The organism is Variovorax sp. CCNWLW235, assembly GCF_037204085.1.
Classification (GTDB): domain Bacteria; phylum Pseudomonadota; class Gammaproteobacteria; order Burkholderiales; family Burkholderiaceae_C; genus Variovorax.
In genome coordinates this window covers 96,890-121,248 of the sequence record NZ_JBBCBW010000011.1, presented here as the reverse complement: position 1 = coordinate 121,248, position 24,359 = coordinate 96,890, and the positions used below count along the sequence as shown (strand labels likewise).

The following is a 24,359-nucleotide window of genomic DNA, read 5'->3' as shown; positions in this document are numbered from 1 at the left end:
TATCTCTTGTCAGGCAATTTTGAAACGGGCGACGGAACGACGCAGTTCTTCGGCCATCTGCGAAAGCTCGCGCACCTGCTGGGCGGTGGTACGGGTACCTTCTCCGGTCTGCTCGGTCACCGCAAAAATGTGCTGGATGTTGGCAGCCACCACGTTGGCCGAATCGGCTTCGCGGGAGGCGGATTGCGAAATCTGCTCAATCAGTTCTGCAAGGCGGCGCGACACGCGGTCAATCTCCGTCAGTGCGGTACCGGCATTGTCCGACAGCTTGGCCCCTTCGACCACACCCTGCGTGGAACGCTCCATGGCGCCCACCGCGTCTTGCGTGTCGGTCTGAATGGCCTTCACCAGCGCCGAAATCTGGCGCGTGGCGTCCGCGGAGCGTTCAGCCAGCCGCTGCACTTCTTCCGCCACCACCGAGAAGCCGCGACCGGCTTCACCGGCCGATGCGGCCTGAATGGCGGCGTTCAGTGCCAGCACGTTCGTCTGTTCGGTAATGTCCGAGATCAGCTCGGTGATTTCACCAATCTCCTGCGACGATTCGCCCAGGCGCTTGATCCGCTTGGAGGTTTCCTGGATCTGGTCGCGGATGGAGTTCATACCGCCGATGGCGTTCTGCACGGCCTGCAGGCCCGACGATGCAGCTTGCAGCGACTGGCGCGCCACCGTGGCGGACTCTTGCGCTTGCGAGGACACGCCGTTGATTCGCTCGGCCATGGTCAGCACCGACTGGCCGGTTTCGCGAATTTCGCGCAGCTGTTCGGTCGAGGCGGCGAGCAGTTCGGTCGAGGTGCTTTCCACCTGCGACGTCGTCTGCGCCACGCGGGTTGCCGTGTTCTGCACGTTGCCCACCAGCAGTCGCAGTTCTTCCACCGTGTAGTTCACCGAGTCGGCAATGGCGCCGGTGATGTCCTCGGTCACGGTCGCTTCCTGCGTCAAGTCACCTTCGGCCACTGTCTGCAGTTCGTTCATCAGCCGAAGAATGGCGGCCTGGTTGGCGTTGTTGATGCGGCCGGCCTCGTCGCTGGCCTGTTCGGCCGCAAGACGTTCGCGTTCGGCGACGGCGGCGCGTTCGCGGCCTTCGCGCACCTGCACGAAACCGATGGCGCCGGCAAGAGCCAGGGCGGCCAGCGACAGCACGAACAGCAGCACGATGGTTCCGGCGCCCAGGCCGGTGCGTGCGGAGAGCTTGTCCTGCAGCTCGCCCAGCGATTTGCGCAGCGGTTCGCTGTCGGTCAGGATGGAAGCCTGCGCTTCGCGCGCAGCCACCAGGCCCTGCAGGTTGCCCAGAATGGCCGAGGCCTGCGTGCGCATCTGCTCGTAGGTCTTCAGGATGGCTTCGAGCTGCTGGCGGGTCTGCGGGTCTTTCGAGCCGGGGAAGCGCTGCTGCGCATTGCCGTCGAGCAGGCCGCGGGTGGTTTCCTGGAAGGTGTTCAGGTCCTTGCCGAGCAGGAACACGGCGTCCGGGTTCACGCCCTCGACCGTGAAGAACTCGTTGGTCGACTTGCCGATGCGCTGGGTCAGCATCACGAGCTGGCCGGCGGCCGAGATTTCAGGCAGCGTGGCGTTCTGCTGCATCTTCAGCGACGCGACGGTTTCCGTCATTTCGAGCAGCGCGGACGATTGCTGGTTGATGTCGCGCAAGGCGGCACCCACCTGGGTCAGGATCTGGCGCTGCGACAGCACGACCTTGGCGCTGGCGTCGGCACGGGCGACCAGCGGGTTGATCTTGGCCATGTCCTCGTCGTACTGGTTGCCCACGCGCTCGAGGCGCAGGGCATCGTCGCCGTTGGTCAGGCCCTGCACGCGGCGCGTGAGGTCGTCGGCGCTGTCCTTCACTTCGACGAACGCGGGCGCGCTGCCCACGAGAGCCTGCGAAATCGATTTGGCGAGACGCTGCGACTGCATCAGCGACTGGCCGGTGGCGGCCACCTGCTGCGCGAGGCGCTCGGCGCGAAGAATGGCGGAACCGGCCACCAGCAACAGCAGCAGCACCACCACGGCCAGCATGATCGCCAGGATCCGCTGCTGGCGTGCCGGCCTGGAGCCGGCTTTGGCGGCTGCGGCCTGCGCTTCGTCGAGCGGGCCTGCGCCGGCCTCGTTGGCTGCTTCGCTGGGAGGCAGCGCGCCGCCGTCGGCAAAGCCGGTGGGCGCGGGATCGGCGGCGGAGCGGCCTTGTTTTCGGGCCAGGCGGACGGTCTTCTCGTCCAGCGCCTGCACCGTATCGACATCGTCGAGCGACAAGGTGGAACCTGAGCCGTCGACGCGGGCCTTTTCGTTGCCGCTGTTCGCGGGCAGTAATTTCTTGAACTTGTCGGCGATCGAGCTCACGGTCGGTCCTTCAGGGTGGTTGTCTTTGGGCTGTGCGAAAGCACTAGGCGCCAATACTCAAAAACTCGGGTTGCTGCGAAAGCGCCTGCAGGTTGATTTCCTGCCAGCGCTCACCCGCCGCATCGGTGTACAGATGCCCCAGCCACGCGGGTGCTTCTGCGCTTGGCGGCTCCGCGGCCGTGAAGGCCTCGGCGCCGCGCAACCCCGCCAGTCGGTCGACCAGCAATGCGCAGTTGACTTCGAGCAGCTCGTTGAGGGCAACGAGCCGCGATTGCATGCGGGCCGCCTCGGTGGCGGCCGGTCCGCTCGGAACGCCCGAGGCGAATGCCGACAGCTGCACCACGCCGAAGAGGCCGCCGCGCAGGTTGGCAACGCCAAGGAACCAGGGCTCCGTGTAGGGCACCGGCTGGGGGGGCGTCCAGGGGAAAATTTCGCCCGCGTGGCCGAGAGGAAAGAGGTACTTGCCCTCTCCCGCCTCGACCGCGAGCCACGTGGCGGCGACGCCAGTCGTGCGTGCGGCCTGCAGGCGGCTTGCTAGCCGGGACTGGAAGGCTCGGAGAGCGTCGCGATTCGCCATGGACTGAGTCGGCTCCTGCTCAGGCGAGCGCGGTGATCTTCGACATCAGGTCGGCCTCGTTGACCGGCTTCACGATGTAGTCGCGAGCGCCCTGGCGCATGCCCCAGACGCGATCGGTTTCCTGGTTCTTGCTGGTGCACAGGATGATCGGGATGGTGCCGTACTTCGGGTCGCGGGCAATCGCGCGTGTCAGCTGGAAGCCGTTCTGGCCGGGCATGACCACGTCCATGAGGATCAGGTCGGGCTGCTCTTCCTCGAGACGGCGCATGGCGTCGTCGGCGTTTTCAGCCGTCTTGACGGCAAAGCCGTTCTTGCGGAGCAGGTCTGACAGGAACACCAGTTCCGTCTTGGAGTCGTCGACGACGAGGATTTTTCGAATGGGCATTACTGCACTTCCTGTTGAACAATGCCAAACTGCTGCACGGCCTGCAGCAGCTGGTCTTTGGTGAAAGGTTTGGTCAGGTAGTCCTGCGACCCGACCATGCGGCCGCGAGCCTTGTCGAAGACGCCGTCTTTCGAAGAGAGCATCACGACCGGAACATTGGAGAATTGAGCGTTGCGCTTGATGATGGCGCAGGTCTGATAACCGTCCAGGCGGGGCATCAGGATGTCGCAGAAAATCAGATGCGGCTTGTGATCGTTGATTTTCGAGAGCGCGTCAAAGCCGTCTTCCGCAAGAAGAACCTCGTGCCCGCCCTGCTTCAGAAATATTTCGGCACTGCGCCGGATCGTATTGCTGTCATCGATGACAAGCACCTTGTAACCTGATCCATTCGGCCCCATTGCACACACTCCTGCTGAGATGAGACTTGGATGCCCGCCGCGCCGTACATCGACGCAAATCGCGTAGCCCTATGCCATGCTCTTCAGATTTCAACCATTTCGAAGTCTTCCTTGCGCGCACCGCACTCAGGACAGGTCCAGTTCATCGGAACATCAGCCCAGGCCGTGCCTGCCGCGATGCCGTCCTCCGGCACACCAACCGCTTCGTCATAGATCCACCCACAAATCAGGCACATCCAAGTTTTCGTATTCATCGGAGCTTAAAGTCCTTGTTCATTAAATGCAACGAGTGTATCTATGCGTATCTCACTGGCGGACGGTAAACGTCGCGCCTATGCCACCATCCAGGGGATTTTGCCCGGCGTATGACCATTTACTTACATCCAGCAGACAACGCCCGCAACCCGGGCGATCTTAACGACCCCTCGGCGGACGCCGAAGAGGTGGCCGAGCGCGACCTGAATCCGCCCTGCGTGCTGGTCTTCAACGCCAGCGATCCGAGCGGTGCAGGAGGCCTGGGCGCCGACGCCCTGGCCATGGCGTCGGTGGGCGCCCACATGCTTCCCGTGGTCACAGGCGCCTACGCCCGCGACACCGCCGAGATATTCGACCATTTCGCCTTCGACGAGGAGGCGGTGGCCGAGCAGGCGCGCGCCATCCTCGAGGACGTGGAAGTCCAACTCATCAAGGTGGGCTTCGTGGGCAGCCCCGACACCCTGAGCACCATTGCCGAGACCGCCTCCGACTACCCGGAAGTGCCGCTGGTGGCCTATATGCCCAACCTCTCGTGGTGGGACGAGAACCTGATCGAGCCCTATCTGGACGCTTTTCGGGAGTTACTTTTGCCGCAGGCCACAGTGTTGGTTGGAAACCACAGTACGCTGTGGCGGTGGCTGCTTCCCGACTGGAGCGGCGACCGTCCGCCCGGCGCGCGCGACATTGCCAAGGCCGCGGGGGAGTTCGGCGTGCCCTACACCCTGGTAACCGGCATGGTGCTGCCCGACCAGTTCATCGACAACGTGCTGGCCTCGCCGCAGTCGGTGCTCGCCAGCGAGAAATACGAGCGGCTCGAAGCCGTTTTTGCTGGTGCCGGCGACACCCTGTCGGCCGCGCTGGCCGCCCTGCTCGCAAGCGGGACCGACCTGGTGGCCGCCACCAGCGAAGCCCTGGCCTACATGGACCGCTGCCTCGACGCGGGCTTTCGGCCCGGCATGGGCCATGTGCTGCCCGACCGCCTGTTCTGGGCCGAGCCCGAAGACGACGAAGACGACGGTGAAGACCCCGACGCATCCCCAGACTTTGCCCTGCCCCCTCACGACACCAGACATTGATGCCAAACGCTGACCAAAACGACATTCTTTTCGACCGCGCCCGCGCCGTCATTCCCGGCGGCGTCAATTCGCCCGTGCGCGCCTTCAAGGCCGTGGGCGGCACGCCGCGCTTCATCCGCCGTGCCGAAGGCGCCTACTTCTGGGACGCCAACAACAAGCGCTACATCGACTACATCGGATCGTGGGGCCCGATGATCCTGGGCCACGGCCACCCGGCCGTCGTCGAGGCGGTGCAGAAGGCCGTGCTCGAGGGCTTCTCGTACGGCGCGCCCACCGAGCGCGAAATCGAACTGGCCGAAGCCATCCTCGCGCTGGTGCCGTCGATGGAGATGGTGCGGCTGGTGAGCTCGGGCACCGAAGCCGCCATGAGCGCGTTGCGCCTGGCGCGCGGCGCCACCGGCCGCAAGCACATCATCAAGTTCGAAGGCTGCTACCACGGCCACGCCGATGCGCTGCTGGTCAAGGCGGGCTCGGGCCTGGCCACTTTCGGCCACCCCACTTCGGCCGGCGTACCGCCCGAGGTCACGCAGCACACGCTGGTGCTCGAGTACAACAACATCGCGCAGCTCGAAGAAGCCTTTGCGCTGCACGGCAACGACATCGCCTGCCTGATGATCGAGGCGATTGCCGGCAACATGAACTTCGTGCGCGCCACGGCCGAATTTGCCAAGCGCTGCCGCGACCTGTGCACACAGCACGGCGCGCTGCTGGTGTTCGACGAAGTGATGACCGGCTTTCGCGTGGGCCTGCACGGCGCCCAGGGCGTGCTGGGCATCACTCCCGACCTCACGGTGCTCGGCAAGGTCATCGGCGGCGGCATGCCGCTGGCGGCCTTCGGCGGCCCGCGCGCCATCATGGAGCAGCTTGCGCCGCTAGGCCCGGTCTACCAGGCCGGCACGCTCTCGGGCAACCCCGTGGCCACCGCCTGCGGCCTGGCAACGCTGAAAGAAATCGCCAAGCCCGGCTTCTACGAAGCGCTGTCGAAGAAAACGCAGTCGCTCGTCGCGGGCCTCAAGGCCGCCGCCACGTCCGAAGGCCAGCCCTTCAACGCCGACAGCGAAGGCGGCATGTTCGGCTTCTTCCTGATGAACGAGCTGCCGCAGAACTACGCCACGGTGATGACCACCGACAACGCAAAGTTCAACGCGCTGTTCCACGGCCTGCTCGACCGCGGCGTGTACATCGCACCGGCGCTTTACGAAGCGGGCTTTGTGAGCGCCGCGCACAGCGACGACGACATTGCCGCCACGATCGAGGCCGCAAGGCAGATCTTCAAGGCCTCCGGGCCCCGTTAAGGCCGAAGCACCGGCCAAGAAAAAAGCCGGGCTGCGCACGCCAGCAAAACGCTGGCGGCACAGCCCGGCCTTGCCCGAGGGGCGGGTGGTGCTCAGTGGCGGAAGTGGCGCACGCCCGAAAGCACCATGACCACGCCGCGCTCGTCGGCGGCATCGATCACTTCCTGGTCGCGCATCGAACCGCCCGGCTGAATGACGCAGCTCGCACCGGCATCGACCACCACGTCGAGGCCGTCGCGGAACGGGAAGAACGCATCGCTCGCCACCGCCGTATCTTTGAGCGACAGGCCCGCATGCTCGGCCTTGATGCTCGCGATGCGTGCCGAATCGAGGCGGCTCATCTGGCCCGCGCCCACGCCCATGGTCATGCCACCGGCGCAGAACACGATGGCGTTGCTCTTCACATACTTGGCGACCTTCCATGCGAACAGCAGGTCTTGAAGCTGCTCTGGCGTGGGTTGCTTCTTGGTGACCACCTTGAGGTCGGTCGCCGCGAGTTCGTGGTTGTCGGCGGTCTGGATCAGGAGGCCCGAGCCGACGCGCTTGACGTCCATCGCGTTGCGGCCGTTGTCCCAGTCGGTGGCGCCGCCCTTGGGCAGTGTGATTTCGAGCACACGCACGTTGAGCTTGGCCTTGGTCGCCTGGAACACTTCGAGCGCCTCGGGCGTGTAGCCCGGCGCCATCAGCACTTCGACGAACTGCTTGGCAATGGCCTGCGCCGTCTCGCCGTCGACCGGCCGGTTGAAGGCGATGATGCCGCCAAAGGCCGAGGTCGGATCGGTCTTGAAGGCCTTGCCATAGGCTTCGGCCGCATCTTTGCCGACTGCAACGCCGCAAGGATTGGCGTGCTTCACGATCACGCAGGCCGGCACGTCGAAGCTCTTCACGCACTCCCATGCGGCGTCGGCATCAGCGATGTTGTTGTAGCTGAGCTCCTTGCCCTGCAATTGTTTTGCCGACACGAGCGAGCCTGGCGCCGGGTGCAGATCGCGGTAGAACGCGGCCTGCTGGTGCGGGTTTTCGCCATAGCGCAGGTCCTGCACCTTCACGAAACGGCCGTTGCTTTGCGCCGGGAACAGCGAGCGCGTGGGCGACGGCTGGCCGATGCTGGCCTCGAAGTCGATGGCCGAGAGGTAGTCGCTGATGGCGCCGTCGTAGTCGGCAATGCGGTTGAACGCGGCCACCGAGAAAGCGAACTTGGTCTTGTCGCTGAGCTTGCCGCCGGCCTGCAGCTCGGCCAGCGCCACGGGGTACTGCGAGGCGTCGGTCAGCACGCCCACGTCCTTCCAGTTCTTGGCCGCGCTGCGCACCATGGCCGGGCCGCCGATGTCGATGTTCTCGATCGCGTCTTCGAGCGTGCAGCCGGCCTTGGCCACCGTAGCTTCGAACGGATAGAGATTGACCACCAGCAGGTCGATGGTGTCGATGCCGTGTTCCTTGATGGCCGCCACGTGCGCGGGCAGGTCGCGGCGCGCCAGCAGGCCGCCATGAATCTTGGGGTGCAGCGTCTTCACGCGGCCGTCGAGCATTTCAGGAAAACCGGTGTGGTCGGCCACTTCGGTGACCGGCAGGCCGGCATCGGCCAGCAGCTTGGCGGTGCCGCCGGTGGACAGCAGCTTGATGCCAAGGCCATGCAGCGCTTGCGCGAATTCAAGGATGCCGGTTTTGTCGGAGACGGAGATGAGTGCGGTCTGGGCCATGGAATATGCCGTGTAGTTATTTCAAAAGTTTGTGTTCAACCAGCTTCTTGCGAAGCGTGTTGCGATTCAGGCCCAACCATTGCGCAGCCTTCGACTGGTTGCCCTCGGCGCGCGTCATCACGACATCGAGCAAGGGTTTCTCGACCACGCGCACGAGCATCTCGTACATGCCGTCGGGTTCGGTGCCGCGCAAATCGCGAAAGTAGCTGTCCAGACTGGTGCGAACGCAGTCCTCGATGTGTTTCTTGCTCATGCTTTTCTTCTCTTCTTCTCTCTCAATCAGCGGCGCAAGCCGCCTCCTCTTCACCGGACAACTCTTCGGCCGCCTGGTGCACGGGCATGCGGTCCATGCGGTCCGCCAACCCGTCGAAATAATCGCCGACCGCACGCAGCTGCGCGGCGGAATCTTCGATGGTGTTCATCTGCGCCCGGAAGGCTTCGCCGTCCGCAAGCGTACGCACATACCAGCCGATGTGCTTGCGCGCAGTGCGCACTCCGCTGAACTCGCCGTACAGCGCATAGTGCTCCACCAGATGATCGAGCAGCAAGCGGCGAACCTCTATGACGAGCGGCGGCGCAAGATGCGTACCCGTTGCGAGAAAGTGAGAAATCTCACGAAAGATCCACGGCCGGCCTTGCGCCGCGCGGCCGATCATCACCGCATCGGCGCCGGTGGCCGCGAGCACGTCGCGCGCCTTCTCCGGTGAATTGATGTCGCCGTTGGCCACCACGGGAATGCGCACCGCGGCCTTCACGGCGGCAATGGTGTCGTACTCGGCGTTGCCCTTGTAGCCTTGCTCGCGGGTGCGGCCATGCACGGTGAGCATCTGCACGCCGGCCGATTCGAAATCGCGCGCAAGCCTCACCGCATTGCGGTGCTCCTGGCTCCAGCCGGTGCGCATCTTGAGCGTGACCGGCACGTTGAAAGGTTGCGCCGCATTCACCACCGCCTGCACGATCTCGCGCGCCAGCGGCTCGTCGCGCATCAACGCCGAGCCGGCCCACTTGTTGCAGACCTTCTTGGCCGGGCAGCCCATGTTGATGTCGATGATCTGCGCGCCACGCTCGATGTTGTAGACCGTGGCCTCGGCCATCATGGCCGCATCGGTGCCGGCAATCTGCACCGCGATGGGGCCGGGCTCGCCGTCATGGTTGGCGCGGCGCGATGTCTTGAGCGTGTTCCACAGCTCTTTGCGCGAGGTCACCATCTCGCTGACCGCATAGCCCGCGCCAAGCTGGCGGCACAGCATGCGGAAAGGCCGGTCCGTCACGCCGGCCATCGGCGCGGCGAACAGGCGGTTTTCCAGCGTGTGGGTGCCGATCTGCAAGGTCATGGAGGAGGAAGCGTCGCGAGTTCGGCTGCTGAAAAATGAGGCACGATTGTAGCCACGCGCGATTTCGGCGACTGAAACGATTTGCGCCTGGGGTAGGGGCATAAAACCGGCGGCTTCGGCGCTTTCTCCGACCCGTATAGGCAGGCGGTCTACCTATACTGCGTCGACTCATTTCACCTTATGCAAGCCTGGCTCGACGCTCTTCTGGCGCTACTCGCGCTTCCGCAATACGGACTCTCCACGCTGTTCATCGCGGCCTTCGTCTCGGCCACGCTGCTGCCGGTGGGTTCCGAGCCCATTCTTTTCGGCTTGCTCAAGCTCAACCCCGAACTGTTCTGGCCGGCGGTTCTGGTGGCAACGGCGGGCAACACGCTGGGCGGTGCGGTCGACTGGTGGATAGGCTACGGCGCGCACAAGGTCGCAGACAAATACTCGCACTCGAAACATCATGTGCGCGTATTGAGTTGGCTGGAGCGGCTCGGCCCCAAGGCCTGCCTCTTGAGCTGGCTGCCGATCGTCGGCGATCCGCTCTGCGCGGTGGCGGGTTGGCTCAAGCTGCCGTTCTGGCCATGTCTTGGATACATGGTCATCGGCAAATTCTTGCGCTACGTGTGCATGACGGTGGCGCTGCTCTACATCTTTCCGGGGTAGCCCCGGCGCACCCGCTTCAGCTCAACAGATCGTAGGGGCCGCCGCGTTCCAGCGCACGCCGGTAGGCCGGCCGCGCATAGATGCGCTCCAGGTAGGCCATGAGACGGGGGCGCGTTGCATTCAGGCCGCCGCGCGCCTGCGAGGCTTCGACGGGAAAGCTCATCTGGATGTCGGCGCCTGTGAATTCATTGCCGGCAAACCATTCGCTCTTGCCGAGCTCGGCTTCCATGAAATTCAGGTGGCTCTCGATGTTGGGCATGATGATGGCCGCCTTGGCCTTGCCCGAAATCATCTTCGCGACCGGCTTCACGAAGAAAGGCATCTTGCTGCGCTCGATCTTGTCGAACACCAGCTTCAGCAGCAGCGGCGACATGGCCGTGCCCTCCGCGAAATGCATCCAATAGCGGTAGCGCAGCGCCTCGGGCGTACCCGGCGCCGGTGCCAGTTGGCCGTTGCCGTAGCGCTCGATCACCGTCTCGATGATCGCGCCCGATTCCGCGAGCGTGAGCCCGTCGTCCGTTGTGACCACCGGCGACTTGCCCAGCGGGTGGAAGGCCCGCAGCGAAGCGGGCGCCAACATGGTCTTCGGATCGCGCTGGTAGTGAACGATCTCGTAAGGCAGCCCGAGTTCTTCGAGAAGCCACAGCACGCGCTGCGAGCGCGAGTTGTTCAGGTGATGGACGGTGAGCACGTGGCGAGCTTCACGAACTGAAGAGGAAATTCATCACGTCGCCATCTTTCACGACGTATTCCTTGCCTTCCGAACGCATCTTGCCCGCGTCCTTCGCGCCCTGCTCGCCCTTGTAGGCGATGTAGTCCTCGAACGCGATGGTCTGGGCACGGATGTAGCCCTTTTCGAAGTCGCCGTGAATCACGCCGGCCGCCTGCGGGCCGGTGTCGCCGATGTGGATGGTCCAGGCGCGCACTTCCTTCACGCCCGCGGTGAAGTAGGTCTGCAGGCCCAGCAGCTTGAAGGCCGCACGAATCAGGCGGTTGAGGCCCGGCTCTTCCTGGCCGATTTCGGCAAGGAACATCTTCTTGTCTTCATCGTCCATCTCGGCCAGGTCGGCTTCGATCTTGGCGCAGATGGCGACCACCGGCGCGCCCTGCTTGGCCGCGTACTCGCGCAGGCGGTCGAGGTACGGGTTGTTCTCGAAGCCGTCTTCGGCCACGTTGCCGACGAACATCGCGGGCTTGGCGGTGATGAGCGTGAACGACTTCACCAGCGGCTGCTCTTCCTTGGTGAACTCGAGCGCGCGCACCGGCGTGTTCTCGTTCAGCGCGGCCTGGCAGCGCTCGAGCAGGCCGACGAGCTTTTGCGCGTCCTTGTCGCCCGAACGCGCCACCTTGGTGTGGCGGTGCAGCGCCTTCTCGACCGTGGCCAGGTCGGCCAGGCAGAGTTCGGTCTGGATCACTTCGATGTCGGAGATCGGGTCGACCTTGCCGGCCACGTGGATCACGTTCTCGTCGTCGAAGCAGCGCACCACATTCACCGTGGCGTCGGTTTCGCGGATGTGCGCAAGAAACTTGTTGCCCAGGCCTTCGCCCGTGCTGGCACCGGCCACCAGGCCGGCAATGTCGACGAACTCGACGATGGCGGGCACCACGCGCTCGGGCTTGACGATCTCGCTGAGCTGCGCGAGCCGCGGGTCAGGCACTTCCACCACGCCCACGTTGGGCTCGATGGTGCAGAACGGATAGTTTTCCGCTGCGATACCGGCCTTGGTCAACGCATTGAAAAGGGTGGATTTACCGACGTTGGGCAGGCCGACGATGCCGCATTGCAAACTCATGGGGGGTCCTCTGGGTAACCCAGGATTTTAGGCGAGCCGGCTCAGCCCCCGTTTGCGGAGTGTGCGAGACAGCTCAAATTGCTCAGGGTTAAACCCAAGAAGCAAACGTTTGCGCAAACGTTTTCGTTGGTTAACATCGGAGCCCCCGGCCAAGACCGGCGCCCCGCTCAATCACCTCAGGAGACACATCACCATGAAGTTCACCCGCCGTACGCTGCAAAGCGCAGCCGCTCTGACCTTGCTGGGCGCCTTTGCCGCCACGCCTGCCCTCGCCCAGGAAAAGCCCAAGGTGGCGCTGGTCATGAAGTCGCTGGCCAACGAATTCTTCCGCACCATGGAAGACGGTGCCAAGGCGCACCAGAAAGCCAACGCCTCGCAATACACGCTGGCGGCCAACGGCATCAAGGACGAGACCGACACGGCCGCCCAGATCAAGATGGTCGAGCAGATGATGGCGCAAAAGATCAATGCGCTGGTCATTGCACCGGCCGATTCGAAGGCGCTGGTGCCGGTGGTCAAGGCGGCCATCGACCGGGGCATCCTGGTCGTCAACATCGACAACCAGTTCGACGCCGCCGCACTCAAGGAAAAGGGCATTCAGGTGCCCTTCGTCGGCCCGGACAACCGCGCCGGCGCCAAACTGGTGGGCGACGAACTGGCCAAGAGCCTGAAGGCCGGCGACAAGGTCGGCATCATCGAAGGCGTTTCGACCACCTTCAATGCGCAGCAGCGCACCCTCGGCTACCAGGACGCAATGAAGGCCGCCGGCGTGACCGTGGTGGGCGTGCAGTCGGGCCAGTGGGAAATCGACAAGGGCAACACGGTGGCCGCCGGCATGATGCGCGAGCACCCCGACCTGAAGGCGCTGCTGGCGGGCAACGACAGCATGGCGCTTGGTGCCGTGGCCGCGGTCAAGGCTGCGGGCAAGACCGGCAAGGTGCTGGTGGTGGGCTACGACAACATCGGCGCCATCAAGCCGATGCTGAAGGACGGCCGCGTGCTTGCCACCGCCGACCAGTTCGCGGCCAAGCAGGCGGTGTTCGGCATCGAGACCGCGCTCAAGGCGCTGGCCGAGAAAAAGCCGCAGTCGAGCATGCCCGCCGAAGTGAAGACCGACGTGGTGCTGGTCACCAAGACGTCGTCCAAGTAAGCAACAACAAAAAGAGTCGCCGTTGAACGCATCCGCCGCCGCCATGAATACAGGTCTTGCCCCGCCCGTGCTCTCGCTGAGCGCGCTCGGCAAGGACTATGCGGCGCCGGTGCTCGACGACGTTTCTCTTGTGTTGAATGCCGGCGAGGTGCTTGCGCTCACGGGCGAGAACGGCGCGGGCAAGAGCACCCTCTCGAAAATCGTTTGCGGCCTGGTCCAGCCGACGCGCGGCCAGATGCTGCTGGGCGGCGCGCCGTTCCAGCCCGCATCGCGCCTCGACGCCGAGCGGCTGGGCGTGCGCATGGTCATGCAGGAGCTGGGGCTGGTCAACACGCTGTCGGTGGCCGAGAACCTGCTGCTCGACCGGCTGCCCAACCAGACCGGCTGGATTCGCCGCGGCAAGCTGCACGAGTTGGCCGCGCGCCAGCTCGCAAAAATCGGCATGCAGAACATCGACCCGGCTACGCCCGTGGCGCGGCTCGGCATCGGCCAGCAGCAGATGGTCGAGATTGCGCGCAACCTGCAGGACGACACGCGCGTGCTGGTGCTCGACGAGCCCACCGCCATGCTCACGCCCCGCGAAACCTCGCACCTCTTCGAGCAGATCGAACTGCTCAAGGCCCGCGGCGTGGCCATCGTCTATGTGTCGCACCGGCTCGAGGAATTGCAGCGCATTGCCGACCGCGTGGCGGTGCTGCGCGACGGCCGGCTGGTCGACGTGCGCGCGATGGCCGGCGTGCGCGAATCCGAACTTGTGCAGCGCATGGTCGGCCGTGCGGTGCACGAACATGAAGGGCGCGACCGCCGGGCAGCCGGACCCGTCTTGCTGAGCGCACGCGGCATCGGCCGCGCCGAAGTCGTGAAGAACGTGGACATCGACCTGCACGCGGGCGAAGTCATGGGCCTGGCGGGCCTGGTCGGTTCGGGCCGGACCGAACTCGTGCGGCTGCTGTTCGGCGCGGACCGTGCCGACAGCGGTGAAATTCTTCTCTATGACGGCATCTCCAGCACGCAGCCGGTGCAGCGCGCGCCCAAGGGCTGGCGGTCGCCGATGCAGGCCATTCGCGCGGGCATCGGCCTGGTGACTGAAGACCGCAAGTCGCAAGGCCTGCTGCTCACGCAGCCGATTCGCGTCAACGCCACCTTGAGCGACCTGGGCGCCATCTCGCACGCCGGCTGGCTGCAGCGTGCCAAGGAACGCGGCATTGCCAGGCGGCTGGTCGAGCTGCTGCGCATTCGCTCGCGCAGCATCGAGCAGCCCGTTGCCACGCTGAGCGGCGGCAACCAGCAGAAGGTGGTGTTTGCGCGCTGGCTGCATCGCGAATGCAAGGTTCTGCTGCTCGACGAGCCCACGCGCGGCGTGGACGTGGGTGCGCGTGCCGACCTGTATGCCGAACTCGACCGCATGACCGACGCTGGCAAGGCGCTCTTGATGGTGTCGAGCGACCTGCGCGAGCTGATGGCCATGTGCGACCGCATCGGCGTGATGAGCGCCGGCCGCCTGGTGGCGGTGTTCGAGCGCGGCCAGTGGAGCGAACAATCGCTGCTCGCCGCCGCTTTCAGCGACGCGGCGGGACGCGCCCCCGCGCCAATGCCGCCGACGGCGGGATCCGCCATTTCCGATTCGAATACGGCCCAACCGGCCTCCGCCGAGACACCATGAACGCAGCCGCCGCTACATCCGCCCAGCCCTCCGCTCTCAAGGGCCAGCTGGGCACCTATCTTGGCCTCACGGTCGTGCTCGTGGGCATGGTCGTGCTTTTCGGTTCGCTGAGCGAGTACTTCTTTACCCGCGAAACCTTCATCTCGATTGCCAACGAAATTCCCGCGCTGGCGGTGATGGCCGTCGGCATGACCTTCGTGCTGATCATCGCGGGCATCGATCTTTCTGTCGGCTCGGTGCTCGCCCTCAGCGCCGCGGTCACGGCCGCTGCCATCCTGCAGTGGCAGCTCCCGGTGCCCGTGGCTGCCGCGTTGGGCCTTGCGACCGGGCTGGTGTGCGGCACGGTCACGGGCGCGGTGTCGGTGGCATGGCGCCTTCCGAGCTTCATCGTCTCGCTAGGCATGCTCGAAGCAGTGCGCGGCGGTGCCTACCTGGTGACCGATTCGCGCACGCAGTATGTGGGCGATGCGATCTCCGGCCTTGCCGCGCCCTGGGTCGGCGGCATTTCGGCGGCTTTCGTGCTGGCGGTGGTGCTGGTGGTCGCGGGCCAGCTGCTTCTCACGCGCACGGTGTTCGGCCGGCACGTGGTGGGCATCGGCACCAATGAAGAAGCCATGCGGCTTGCGGGCATCGACCCGCGGCCGATCCGCATCATCGTATTTGCGGCCACCGGCCTCCTGGCCGGGCTGGCAGGCCTGATGCAGTCGGCACGGCTCGAAGCGGCCGACCCGAATGCGGGCGTCGGCATCGAGCTGCAGGTGATCGCGGCCGTCGTCATCGGCGGCACCAGCCTCATGGGCGGACGCGGCTCGGTGGTCAACACCTTCTTCGGCGTGCTCATCATCGCGGTGCTCGAAGCCGGGCTCGCGCAGGTGGGCGCGAGCGAGCCAAGCAAGCGCATCATCACCGGCGCGGTGATCGTGGTTGCGGTGATCATCGACACCTTGCGCCAGCGCCGGGCCGATCGCCGCCTGGCCTGACGCCGTCAAGAAAAAAGGGGAACACGCCATGGCCACCATCAAGGACGTCGCGCTGCGTGCGGGGGTTTCGGTTACCACCGTCTCGCATGTGGTCAACGACACGCGCCATGTGAGCGCCAAGGGCCGCGAACGGGTGGAGCAGGCCATCCGCGAACTGGGCTACGTGCCCAACGCGATGGCGCGCAGCCTGAAGAGCAACACCACCTCGACGCTGGGTATGCTGATTCCGAACAGCTCGAACCCGTACTTTGCAGAGATCGTGCGCATCGTGGAAGACCGCTGCTTTGGCGCCGGCTACACGCTGGTGCTGTGCAACACCGACGACGAGCCCCGCCGCCAGAGCGTGTACCTGCAGGTGCTGGCCGAGCGCCGCATCGACGGGCTGATCGTGGTGTCCACGGGCGCGGGCGACGACGACTCGCTGGTCACGCAACTGCACGGCCTGCGCATTCCCACGGTGCTGGTCGACCGCGAGATTGCCGACCCGGCCTGCGACCTGGTGGAAACGGCCCATATGCAGGGCGGCCTGCTCGCGGTGCGGCACCTGCTGTCGCTCGGCCACAAGCGCATTGCCTGCATTGGCGGGCCAGTGGGCGTGATGCCGAGCGAGCAGCGCATCGAAGGCTGGCGCATGGCGCTGGCCGAAGCCGGCGCCGCCCCCAATGCGGACGCGCTGCTGTGGCGCGGCGGCTTCACGAGCCAGGGCGGCTACGAGGCGATGCACGCCATCTTGCGCACCGAGCACGCGCCTTCGGCCGTGTTCGTGTGCAACGACCTGATGGCCATCGGCGCCCTGCGCGCGGCGCATGAAAGCGGCGTGCATGTGCCGGATGATCTTTCGATCGTCGGCTTCGACGACATCGAACTCTCGGCCTACACCAGCCCGCCGCTCACCACCGTGGCGCAACCCAAGGAGCGCATCGGCGCACTGGCGGTCGACATGCTGCTGGAGCGCGTCGGCGGCAAGCGGCGCGATGCGCGCAAGGTGGTGCTGCAGCCCGAGCTGCGCGTGCGCGCCTCGACGGCGCGGCACGCCAGCTTCCGCGAGGCGGCCGCGCCCGCTCCCGCCTCCGCGCCTGTTTCTTCTCCAACGGAAAACCGAAAGTCCCGCGCCCCGTGAGTTCCCAGCCTTCTTCTTCCAGCGCTGCGCAGCAGCCGCCCCGCATCGTGGTGCTCGGCAGCCTGAACATGGACATCGTGCTGCGCGTGCCGCAGGCGCCGTCCGCCGGCGAAACCCTGCTGGGCCGCTCGATCGCCCACATTCCCGGCGGCAAGGGCGCCAACCAGGCCGTGAGCTGCGCGCGCGAAGGCGGCAAGGTCAGCATGATCGGCTGCGTCGGCAACGACGCGCATGGCCAGGCATTGCGCGCCGCGCTCACGCAAGACGGCATCGACACCGCCGCACTGCGCACGGATGGCAGCGAGCCCACCGGCACGGCGCTGATCCTGGTGGAGGACAGCGGCCAGAACCGCATCGTGATGATCCCCGGCGCCAACGCGAAGGTAGAGATCGACGAGGCGGCGCTGCGCCAACAGCTGCAAGGCGCGGCCTTTCTGGTGGCGCAGTTCGAGACACCGATGCACGAGGTTGCCCGCGCCATCACGGCGGCCCACGAGGCAGGCTGCAAGGTGCTGCTCAACCCGTCGCCGGTGCAGCCCATCGCCGAGCCGCTGTGGCCGCGCATTGACACGCTGGTCGTCAACGAGATTGAAGCCGAGGCGCTGTGCGGGCAGGTCGCCGATAGCCCGCAGGAAGCCGCACTCGCCGGCCAGGCCTTGCGTGCAAAGGGCATCCAGCGCGTGGTCGTCACGCTCGGCGCGCGCGGCGCGGTGGCCGTCGATGCCAATGGCGCGCGCCACCATCCCGCACCCAAAGTGCAGGCGGTCGACACCACCGCGGCGGGAGACACCTTCCTCGGCGCGCTGGCGGTTGCGCTGGGTGAAGGCCAGTCGTTCGACGAAGCCGTGCGCCTGGGCATCCGGGCCGCCGCGCTGTGCATTCAGCAGCCCGGCGCCCAACCTTCCATTCCGCAGCGCAGTGCCGTGCTGCAAAGCCCCATGCCCCCCGACTGGACCGCGCTGTGAAACGTACCGCCCTGCTCAACTCCGAACTCTCCCAGGTCATCGCCTCTCTCGGCCACGGCGACATGCTGGTGATCGGCGATGCGGGCCTGCCGATTCCGGACGGCCCGCGGCGCATCGACCTTGCGGTGACGCGCGGCGTGCCGCTGCTCACCGAGGTGCTTCAAGCCGTTCTTTCGGAGATGCAGGTCGAGAGCATCGTGGTGGCGGACGAGGCCCTGAACGGCGCCAAGGCCCTGCCCGACTGGTATCCGCAATCGCTCGGCATTGCGCCGCAAACCGTGTCGCACGAAGAGTTCAAGCGCCGCAGTGCAAAGGCCCGCGCCATCGTGCGCACGGGCGAATGCACGCCCTACGCCAACATCATGCTCATTGCCGGCGTGAGCTTCTGAGGCCCGCCTCTCTTATTCGAACCGGTAGTTCGCGCCCACGGCCTGCCCGACCTTGAGCATGTGCTCCACGCCCTGCAGCACGATGCAGTTCATGCCGAAGGTGATCCGCCCGTCGACGCGCGCATCGGCACGGTAGGTGCGCAGCATGTCGCCGACCTCGGGGCTGCTGACGCCGGTGGCCGGGTCGATGTCCGGAATCGGGCAGCGCGTGCAGGGCTTCACCGGCTTGAGCTCGGCCTCGCCCTCGGCTGTTTCGATGTGCAGCGCGTCGACGCGGTCTTCGTCGTGCGACTCGATGCCGGCCAGCACGATGTTGGGCCGAAAGCGTTCGATGCCGACCGCGTCGTGCCCCGCGGCGGCCAGACGCTCGTTGAGTTCGGCCAGCGAGCCCTCGCTGGCCACCAGCAGCGGGTAGCCGTCGGCAAACTGGTTGGTCGCCTCGACGCCGTCCGTCCAATCCAGGCTTGACAGGCGCTTGTGCTCAGGATCGAAGCGTACCAGGCGCAGGGTCTGCGGCTTGCCCGGCTCGGAGAGAAAGTCGCTGAACCATTGCGCGGCGATATCGCCCATGTCGTAGGCGGCGACTTCGTCTTTCCAGACTTTCGCGCGAACCGGCTTTTCAACCTTGTCGAACGCGAGGTGCAGCGCCAGCATGCCGGGCGCCCGCAGCACCACTTCCATCTGCTTCATCTGAGGCTTGATCAGCGCCATGCGCGGCAGCTGGCGCTGGGTGACGAACTCGCCCTGTGCATCGACCACCATCCAGGCGCGGTCGAACTCGAGCCCGGTTTCGGTCAGCAGCGCCTCGGGGAGCTCGACCCCCGCGCATGATTTGACGGGATAGACGAACAGGCGCGCAATGGTGGCCTGAAGATCGAAAGCGGGCTGTGGCACGTGGGTTCCTTGGAATTCGGCCGAGATTCTCCCGCATCGGCCATTCCGGGGCGAGCCCCGGGCGTGGGCATAGTTCTTACAATGAGCCGATGGCCCTCCCCCCTGAAGTTTGCATACGCGGTGCCGGCATCGTCGGCCGGACGTTGGCCCTGCTGCTTGCGCGCGAGCGCGTGCGCGTTGCGCTGGTGGCGCCGCCCGCCACGGCGGGCAAGGACGACATCCGCGCCTACGCGCTCAACACCGCATCGAAGAAGCTGCTCGAATCGCTGCGCGCCTGGCCGGATGCCGCGCATGCCACGCCGGTGCGCGAAATGCTGGTGAACGGCGACGAGGGCGGCCGCGTGCAGTTCAACGCCGTGCGCCAGAAGGTCGAGGCGCTGGCCTGGATCGTCGATGTGCCCGCGCTCGAAAAGCAGCTGGCGGACGCGGTCCGCTTCCAGCCCCAGGTCGAAGTGGTGGCCGACCCGGTGCCGGCCCCGCTCACGGTGGTGTGCGAGGGCAAGGCCAGCACCACGCGCGAGGCGCTCGGCGTGAGCTACGCGGTCACGCGCTATCCGCAGCATGCGATTGCCGCGCGGCTCGAAGCGGCGCAGTCGCACGACGGCGTGGCACGCCAGTGGTTCAACGACAAGGGCGAGGTGCTGGCGCTGCTGCCGATGGGCGGCGTGCACGGCCGCTCGGTCGCACTGGTGTGGTCGGTCGACCAGCTTCGCGCGCCCGCGCTGCTGGCGCAAAGCACCGAAGAATTCAACGCCGCCGTGACCGAGGCCAGCCACGGCGCCCTGGGCGCGCTGCAACTCACGAGCGAACGCGCCGCCTGGCCGCTCGCGCGCGCGATTGCCGACCGCTGGACCGGCGCCATGCCCAACCAGGCGCAGGTTGCTTCTGCCTCTTCGCCTCAATCGTGGGCATTGGCCGGCGACGCCGCCCACACGGTGCATCCGCTCGCGGGCCAGGGCCTCAACCTGGGCCTGGCCGATGCGGCCATGCTGGCCGAGGTGATCAAGCAGCGCGAGTACTGGCGCAGCGTGGGCGATGCGCGCCTGCTGCGCCGCTACGAGCGCGCCCGCCGCGCCGACGTGCTCCAGATGAGCCTGGCCACCGACGGCCTGCAGCAACTTTTTTCGCACAGCATGGGGCCCCTGCCCGCGCTGCGCAACTGGGGCATGCGCGGCTTCGACCGCACGCGCCTCCTCAAGCACTGGATCGCCAACCAGGCGATGGGCTTGAGGGCATGAATCCATCGACCGGACTTTCAATGAAACTCGCACGCCACCTTCTTCTCGCCGCCTGCACGCTGGGTGCAGTTGTCACATCCTTCGCCGGCGAAGCCGAGATCCGCAAGAACCTTCCGGCGCGCATTCCGCAGTTTCCGGCCATCGACGAAGTCACCAAGTCGCCGCTGCCGGGCCTTTATGAAGTGCGCGTGAACGGCTTCCAGATCTACTACACCGACGAGCAGGGCAACTACCTGCTGCAAGGCAACCTCATTGATGTGAATGCGCGCAAGAACCTGACCGAGGAGCGCATCGAGAAGCTCAGCCAGGTGTCGTTCGACAAGCTGCCCGTGAAGGACGCGATCAAGATCGTGCGCGGCACCGGCAAGCGCAAGCTCGCGGTGTTCGAAGACCCGAACTGCGGCTACTGTAAGCGCTTCGAGAAAGACATGAAGACGGTCGACAACGTCACCGTCTACCTGTTCCTCTACCCGGTGCTCGGCCCCGATTCGGCCACCAAGTCGCGCGACATCTGGTGCAGCAAGGACAAGGGCAAGGCCTGGGCCGAGTGGATGGAAGCCAACGTCAAGCCCACCGCCGCGGCAAGCAACTGCGACGTGGCGGCGCTGCAGCGCAACGTGGAATTCGGCCGCAAGTACAACATCACCGGCACGCCCACGCTGATCTTCACCGACGGCACCCGCACGCCGGGCGCCATTCCGGCTGAGCAGGTCGAAAAGCAACTCACCGCTTCCACTAACTGATGACCGCGCCGACGACCGCTTCTCGGCGCGCGCGAGCGGCTGCGCCGGCCGCCGCGGTGCGCTATCGCATCGAATGCGCGGACTTGCATGCGCACCTCTTCGGCGTGACGCTGACCATCGAGGCGCCCTCCGCGCAGCAGCGCGTGACGCTGCCGGTGTGGATTCCGGGCAGCTACCTGGTGCGCGAGTTCGCCAAGAACCTGCAGGGCCTGCGAGCCGTGCAGGGGCGCCGCAAGCCGGTGCTGACGCAGCTCGACAAATGCAGCTGGCAGATCGATTGCGTGCCGGGCCAACCGCTGGTGCTGCATTACCAGGTGTGCGCCTACGACAACTCGGTGCGCACCGCGTGGCTCGACGCCGAGCGCGGCTTCTTCAACGGCACGAGCCTGTGCCTGCGGGTCGAGGGCCAGACCGATGCGCCGCATGCGCTGGACATCGTTGCGCCCGCAGCTTCGCCCGACGATGCACGCTGGTCGTGCGCCACCGCTCTTGTTCCGTCGAAGACAGACAAGCACGGCTTCGGCAGCTACCTGGCCCCCGGCTACGACGAGCTGGCCGACAGCCCGGTCGAGATGGGCGCATTCTGGAGCGCGGAGTTCGAGGCCTGCGGCGTGCCGCACCGCTTCGTCATTGCGGGTGCCGCGGCCTCGTTCGACGGCGAGCGCCTGATTGCCGACACGCAGGCCATCTGCGAGGCCGAAATCCGTTTCTGGCATGGCGACAAGGCGGGCAAGCGCGGCGGGCCCAAGCTGCCCATCGACCGCTACGTGTTCATGCTCAATGCGGTGGACGACGGCTACGGCGGCCTCGAGCACCGGCATTCCACCGCGCTGATCTGCAACCGGCGCGACCTGCCGCAGCGCGGCGCCAAGAAGCAGCCCGAGGGCTACACCACGCTGATGGGGCTGATCAGCCACGAGTACTTCCACACCTGGAACGTCAAGCGCATGCGCCCGGCGGAATTCGCGCATTACGACTACAGCCGGGAGAACTACACGCAGCTGCTCTGGTTCTTTGAGGGCTTTACCAGCTACTACGACGACCTGCTGCTGCGCCGCGCCGGCCGCATCGACGACGCGGGCTACCTGCGCCTTCTCAACAAAACCATCAACCAGGTGCTGCAGACGCCGGGCCGGCTGGTACAGCCGGTGGCCGATGCGAGCTTCGACGCCTGGATCAAGTACTACCGGCAGGACGAGCAAACGCCCAACAGCACCGTCAGCTACTACACCAAGGGCGCGCTGGTGGCGCTGTGCTTCGACCTCACGCTGCGGCGCGAAGGCAAGGGCACGCTCGACGACGTGATGCGCCACCTGTGGGTGCAAAGCGGCGGCGGCCCGATCAGCGAAGCCGACTTGGCCGCTGCACTCGAAGCCGTGGGCGGCCGCTCTTACGCGGCGGAAATTGCGCAGTGGGTGCATTCCACCGACGAGCTGCCGCTTTCGGACTTGCTGCGCGCGCACGGCGTTGCGGCGCTCGACGACCCGTCGCAACCGGCGCAGGCGCTGGGACTGCGCGTGGCCGAAGCCAACGGCAGCGTGCAGGTCAAGGTGGTGCTGCGCGGCGGCGCGGCTGAAAAGGCGGGCTTCTCGGCCAACGACGAATGGATCGGCATCGAGATGCCGGCCGTCGGCAAGAAGGCACAGCAACGTCCCGCGCAGGCCTGGCGCATCACCAAGCTCGACGACCTGGCGCTGTATCTGGGCGATGCCACGCGTTTTACCGCGCTGGTGGCGCGCGACCGCAAGCTGCTGAGGCTGCCGCTGGTGCGGCCGGAAGGTGCCACCACCTGGCGGCTGTTCCTGCACGACGCGGCAAAGGTGGCAGCCTGGCTCGCGCCCGACCCGCGGCGCTGAGCCGAGGCGCTCGCTGAACTACCGAAGCTCGCCTTGCGCGGCGGGCTCGGCGGCCGGCTGCTGCCGCACGAACTGGATCGGCTGGGGCTCGCCCACGAGCACGCAGGGCTTGCCGGTGCGCCGGCAATGGTCTTGCACACGCCAGTAAGCACCATGGCTCACGCAGCCGGTCTGGCAAATCACCAGGTCGGCGGCGCGCAGGCCGGCCTCGAGTGCGGGGTCATCGGCATCGTCGCCGCCGTCATGGTGCAGATAGCGGCCACCGGCAATCTCCACCAGCTGCCGCGCGAGCGACGGCGCCTCTTCTCCGCGGCCTACGCACAGCACCGCTTTTTCGCGAAGGTCGGCAGGCCCGCCTTGACGCGACAGGACTGCCCGGCGACGGTTCGCCGGCGCCAGCAGTGCGTTGAGCCGCTTCGGCAGCGCGTTGCCCACGGCTGCGCGCGCGGCCAGCTCTTCGCGCACGATGGCGATGGCCGAGTCGCGCGCCACGAGCGCACCGCGCAGCCGCACGACCTGCGCCTCGAGCCGCTCGATCATTGCGGCCTGCTCGGCCAGGACGCGCGAGCAGCGCTCCTGTACGCGCGCGTAGGCACGCAGCAACACCGCGTGTTCTTGCTCTCGCGCTCGTTCTTGCTCTTGCATCGGGAACTCCATGGCGGCGATTCTAGATGAGAATAATTCTCAACTAAAGTCTTGCCCGGCATGGCCGCGAAGGCTTGCGCCGGATGCTGGGTATAGTGAAGCGAGGCGTTTTTTCTTTCCCCCGGAGACACCATGAGCTACGAAAACATCGAAGTGCGGACCGAAGCAGGCAAGGTCGGCATCATCACCCTCAACCGTCCCAAGGCGCTCAACGCACTGAACGACGCGCTCATGACCGAACTGGGCGCCGCGCTCAAGGCCTTCGATGCCGATGACGCCATCGGCTGCATCATCCTGACGGGCAGCGAACGCGCCTTTGCCGCCGGCGCCGACATCGCCGCTATGGCGAAGTACAGCTTCATCGACACCTACAAGGGCGACTACATCACGCGCAACTGGGAAACGATTCGCTCGATCCGCAAGCCGGTGATTGCGGCGGTGAGCGGCTTTGCGCTGGGCGGCGGCTGCGAGCTCGCGATGATGTGCGACTTCATCATCGCGGCCGACAACGCCAAGTTCGGCCAGCCCGAAATCAAGATCGGCGTGATCCCCGGCGCCGGCGGCACGCAGCGCCTGCCGCGCGCAGTGGGCAAGAGCAAGGCCATGGACATGGCGCTCACCGCCCGCATGATGGACGCGGCCGAAGCCGAGCGCGCAGGCCTCGTAAGCCGCGTGGTGCCGTATGAAAAGCTGGCCGACGAAGCGTTGGGCGCCGCGCTGATCATTGCCGGCTACTCGCAGATCGCCGTGCTCGCGGCCAAGGAATCGGTCAACCGCGCGTTCGAAAGCGGCCTCTCCGACGGCGTGATGTTCGAACGCCGGCTGTTCCACGCGCTGTTTGCCACGGCCGACCAGAAGGAAGGCATGGACGCCTTCCTCAACAAGCGCCAGCCCGACTTCAAGAACGCCTGACGGCGCCGC

25 protein-coding genes are annotated in these 24,359 nt (G+C 66.1%); 13 read left to right on the top strand and 12 right to left on the bottom strand.

Going from position 1 to position 24,359, the window contains the following annotated elements:
* Nucleotides 1–9: 9 nt before the first annotated feature.
* The 5 genes from V9L21_RS14715 to V9L21_RS14695 all read right to left on the bottom strand — a co-directional run bounded on the left by V9L21_RS14715 (nucleotide 10) and on the right by V9L21_RS14695 (nucleotide 3,945).
* A complete protein-coding gene (locus V9L21_RS14715) occupies nucleotides 10–2,331 on the bottom strand; it encodes a methyl-accepting chemotaxis protein (RefSeq protein WP_337313006.1) in 2,322 nt (773 codons plus the stop codon).
* Nucleotides 2,332–2,374: 43 nt separating this feature from the next.
* A complete protein-coding gene (locus V9L21_RS14710; protein ID WP_258502392.1) occupies nucleotides 2,375–2,908 on the bottom strand; it encodes a chemotaxis protein CheW in 534 nt (177 codons plus the stop codon).
* 19 nt (nucleotides 2,909–2,927) lie between these two features.
* The gene (locus V9L21_RS14705; RefSeq protein WP_126749383.1) at nucleotides 2,928–3,293 is read right to left on the bottom strand and encodes a response regulator; all 366 of its coding nucleotides are present in this window, start codon (nucleotides 3,291–3,293) and stop codon (nucleotides 2,928–2,930) included.
* Complete coding sequence (locus V9L21_RS14700) at nucleotides 3,293–3,691, bottom strand: response regulator (RefSeq protein WP_126749384.1); 399 nt, start codon at nucleotides 3,689–3,691, stop codon at nucleotides 3,293–3,295. Before V9L21_RS14700 ends, V9L21_RS14705 begins: the two co-directional genes overlap by 1 nt.
* An 83-nt stretch (nucleotides 3,692–3,774) precedes the next feature.
* Nucleotides 3,775–3,945, bottom strand: coding sequence for a rubredoxin (locus V9L21_RS14695; protein ID WP_007838397.1), 171 nt, complete (start codon nucleotides 3,943–3,945; stop codon nucleotides 3,775–3,777).
* 111 nt (nucleotides 3,946–4,056) lie between these two features.
* Here V9L21_RS14695 and thiD point away from each other — a divergent pair, with 111 nt between their 5' ends.
* Together thiD and hemL are read left to right on the top strand one after the other, a co-directional pair.
* Nucleotides 4,057–5,022, top strand: a complete 966-nt coding sequence (thiD, locus tag V9L21_RS14690) for a bifunctional hydroxymethylpyrimidine kinase/phosphomethylpyrimidine kinase (RefSeq protein ID WP_157615956.1) — start codon at nucleotides 4,057–4,059, stop codon at nucleotides 5,020–5,022.
* Nucleotides 5,022–6,317, top strand: a complete 1,296-nt coding sequence (gene hemL / locus V9L21_RS14685) for a glutamate-1-semialdehyde 2,1-aminomutase (RefSeq protein ID WP_337313004.1) — start codon at nucleotides 5,022–5,024, stop codon at nucleotides 6,315–6,317. The genes thiD and hemL overlap by 1 nt, the downstream gene beginning before the upstream one ends.
* A 92-nt stretch (nucleotides 6,318–6,409) precedes the next feature.
* Here the strand turns inward: hemL and purH are convergent, their stop codons facing one another.
* Genes purH through dusB form a run of 3 tightly spaced genes read right to left on the bottom strand, consistent with a single transcriptional unit; the run spans nucleotide 6,410 to nucleotide 9,351 of the window.
* Nucleotides 6,410–8,017 carry a bifunctional phosphoribosylaminoimidazolecarboxamide formyltransferase/IMP cyclohydrolase gene (purH, locus tag V9L21_RS14680; RefSeq protein ID WP_337313002.1) on the bottom strand — a complete coding sequence of 536 codons (1,608 nt, stop codon included), beginning with the start codon at nucleotides 8,015–8,017 and terminating at the stop codon, nucleotides 6,410–6,412.
* 16 nt (nucleotides 8,018–8,033) lie between these two features.
* Nucleotides 8,034–8,270, bottom strand: a complete 237-nt coding sequence (locus V9L21_RS14675) for a Fis family transcriptional regulator (RefSeq protein WP_007838304.1) — start codon at nucleotides 8,268–8,270, stop codon at nucleotides 8,034–8,036.
* A gap of 22 nt (nucleotides 8,271–8,292) precedes the next feature.
* Complete coding sequence (gene dusB / locus V9L21_RS14670) at nucleotides 8,293–9,351, bottom strand: tRNA dihydrouridine synthase DusB (protein ID WP_337313000.1); 1,059 nt, start codon at nucleotides 9,349–9,351, stop codon at nucleotides 8,293–8,295.
* Between the two features lie 180 nt (nucleotides 9,352–9,531).
* Between dusB and V9L21_RS14665 the strand changes: the two genes are divergently transcribed.
* Nucleotides 9,532–10,002: a YqaA family protein gene (locus V9L21_RS14665; RefSeq protein WP_157615964.1), complete on the top strand. Its 471-nt coding sequence runs from the start codon at nucleotides 9,532–9,534 to the stop codon at nucleotides 10,000–10,002.
* Nucleotides 10,003–10,018: 16 nt separating this feature from the next.
* Here V9L21_RS14665 and V9L21_RS14660 read toward each other — a convergent pair whose 3' ends face one another.
* Nucleotides 10,019–10,693: a glutathione S-transferase gene (locus V9L21_RS14660; RefSeq protein ID WP_337312998.1), complete on the bottom strand. Its 675-nt coding sequence runs from the start codon at nucleotides 10,691–10,693 to the stop codon at nucleotides 10,019–10,021.
* Between the two features lie 10 nt (nucleotides 10,694–10,703).
* On the bottom strand, nucleotides 10,704–11,795 hold the full coding sequence (gene ychF, locus V9L21_RS14655) for a redox-regulated ATPase YchF (protein ID WP_157615968.1): 1,092 nt from the start codon (nucleotides 11,793–11,795) through the stop codon (nucleotides 10,704–10,706).
* 193 nt (nucleotides 11,796–11,988) lie between these two features.
* On the opposite strand from ychF, the gene V9L21_RS14650 reads away from it, so the two are divergent.
* From V9L21_RS14650 to rbsD, 6 genes are read left to right on the top strand one after another with little or no spacing between them, the layout of a single operon-like run.
* Nucleotides 11,989–12,945 carry a sugar ABC transporter substrate-binding protein gene (locus tag V9L21_RS14650; protein WP_337312997.1) on the top strand — a complete coding sequence of 319 codons (957 nt, stop codon included), beginning with the start codon at nucleotides 11,989–11,991 and terminating at the stop codon, nucleotides 12,943–12,945.
* Between the two features lie 43 nt (nucleotides 12,946–12,988).
* Nucleotides 12,989–14,608, top strand: coding sequence for a sugar ABC transporter ATP-binding protein (locus tag V9L21_RS14645; RefSeq protein ID WP_337312995.1), 1,620 nt, complete (start codon nucleotides 12,989–12,991; stop codon nucleotides 14,606–14,608).
* Nucleotides 14,605–15,588 (top strand): ABC transporter permease, encoded by a 984-nt coding sequence (locus tag V9L21_RS14640; RefSeq protein ID WP_337312993.1) that lies wholly within the window; start codon nucleotides 14,605–14,607, stop codon nucleotides 15,586–15,588. The genes V9L21_RS14645 and V9L21_RS14640 overlap by 4 nt, the downstream gene beginning before the upstream one ends.
* A 28-nt stretch (nucleotides 15,589–15,616) precedes the next feature.
* Nucleotides 15,617–16,708 carry a LacI family DNA-binding transcriptional regulator gene (locus V9L21_RS14635; protein WP_337312991.1) on the top strand — a complete coding sequence of 364 codons (1,092 nt, stop codon included), beginning with the start codon at nucleotides 15,617–15,619 and terminating at the stop codon, nucleotides 16,706–16,708.
* Complete coding sequence (rbsK, locus tag V9L21_RS14630) at nucleotides 16,705–17,673, top strand: ribokinase (protein WP_337312989.1); 969 nt, start codon at nucleotides 16,705–16,707, stop codon at nucleotides 17,671–17,673. Before V9L21_RS14635 ends, rbsK begins: the two co-directional genes overlap by 4 nt.
* Nucleotides 17,670–18,062: a D-ribose pyranase gene (rbsD, locus tag V9L21_RS14625; protein ID WP_337312987.1), complete on the top strand. Its 393-nt coding sequence runs from the start codon at nucleotides 17,670–17,672 to the stop codon at nucleotides 18,060–18,062. The genes rbsK and rbsD overlap by 4 nt, the downstream gene beginning before the upstream one ends.
* A 12-nt stretch (nucleotides 18,063–18,074) precedes the next feature.
* Here the strand turns inward: rbsD and V9L21_RS14620 are convergent, their stop codons facing one another.
* On the bottom strand, nucleotides 18,075–18,956 hold the full coding sequence (locus tag V9L21_RS14620) for an MOSC domain-containing protein (protein WP_337312985.1): 882 nt from the start codon (nucleotides 18,954–18,956) through the stop codon (nucleotides 18,075–18,077).
* Between the two features lie 89 nt (nucleotides 18,957–19,045).
* Between V9L21_RS14620 and V9L21_RS14615 the strand changes: the two genes are divergently transcribed.
* From V9L21_RS14615 to V9L21_RS14605, 3 genes are read left to right on the top strand one after another with little or no spacing between them, the layout of a single operon-like run.
* Nucleotides 19,046–20,194, top strand: a complete 1,149-nt coding sequence (locus V9L21_RS14615; protein ID WP_337312983.1) for an FAD-dependent monooxygenase — start codon at nucleotides 19,046–19,048, stop codon at nucleotides 20,192–20,194.
* Nucleotides 20,195–20,214: 20 nt separating this feature from the next.
* A complete protein-coding gene (locus tag V9L21_RS14610; protein ID WP_337312980.1) occupies nucleotides 20,215–20,937 on the top strand; it encodes a DsbC family protein in 723 nt (240 codons plus the stop codon).
* Entirely contained in the window at nucleotides 20,937–22,793 is a 1,857-nt protein-coding gene (locus V9L21_RS14605; protein WP_337312978.1) for a M61 family metallopeptidase, read from the top strand. Before V9L21_RS14610 ends, V9L21_RS14605 begins: the two co-directional genes overlap by 1 nt.
* An 18-nt stretch (nucleotides 22,794–22,811) precedes the next feature.
* Here V9L21_RS14605 and V9L21_RS14600 read toward each other — a convergent pair whose 3' ends face one another.
* Nucleotides 22,812–23,438 (bottom strand): DUF2325 domain-containing protein, encoded by a 627-nt coding sequence (locus tag V9L21_RS14600; RefSeq protein ID WP_337312976.1) that lies wholly within the window; start codon nucleotides 23,436–23,438, stop codon nucleotides 22,812–22,814.
* Between the two features lie 132 nt (nucleotides 23,439–23,570).
* On the opposite strand from V9L21_RS14600, the gene V9L21_RS14595 reads away from it, so the two are divergent.
* A complete protein-coding gene (locus V9L21_RS14595; protein ID WP_337312975.1) occupies nucleotides 23,571–24,350 on the top strand; it encodes an enoyl-CoA hydratase in 780 nt (259 codons plus the stop codon).
* The last annotated feature ends 9 nt before the right edge of the window (nucleotides 24,351–24,359 follow it).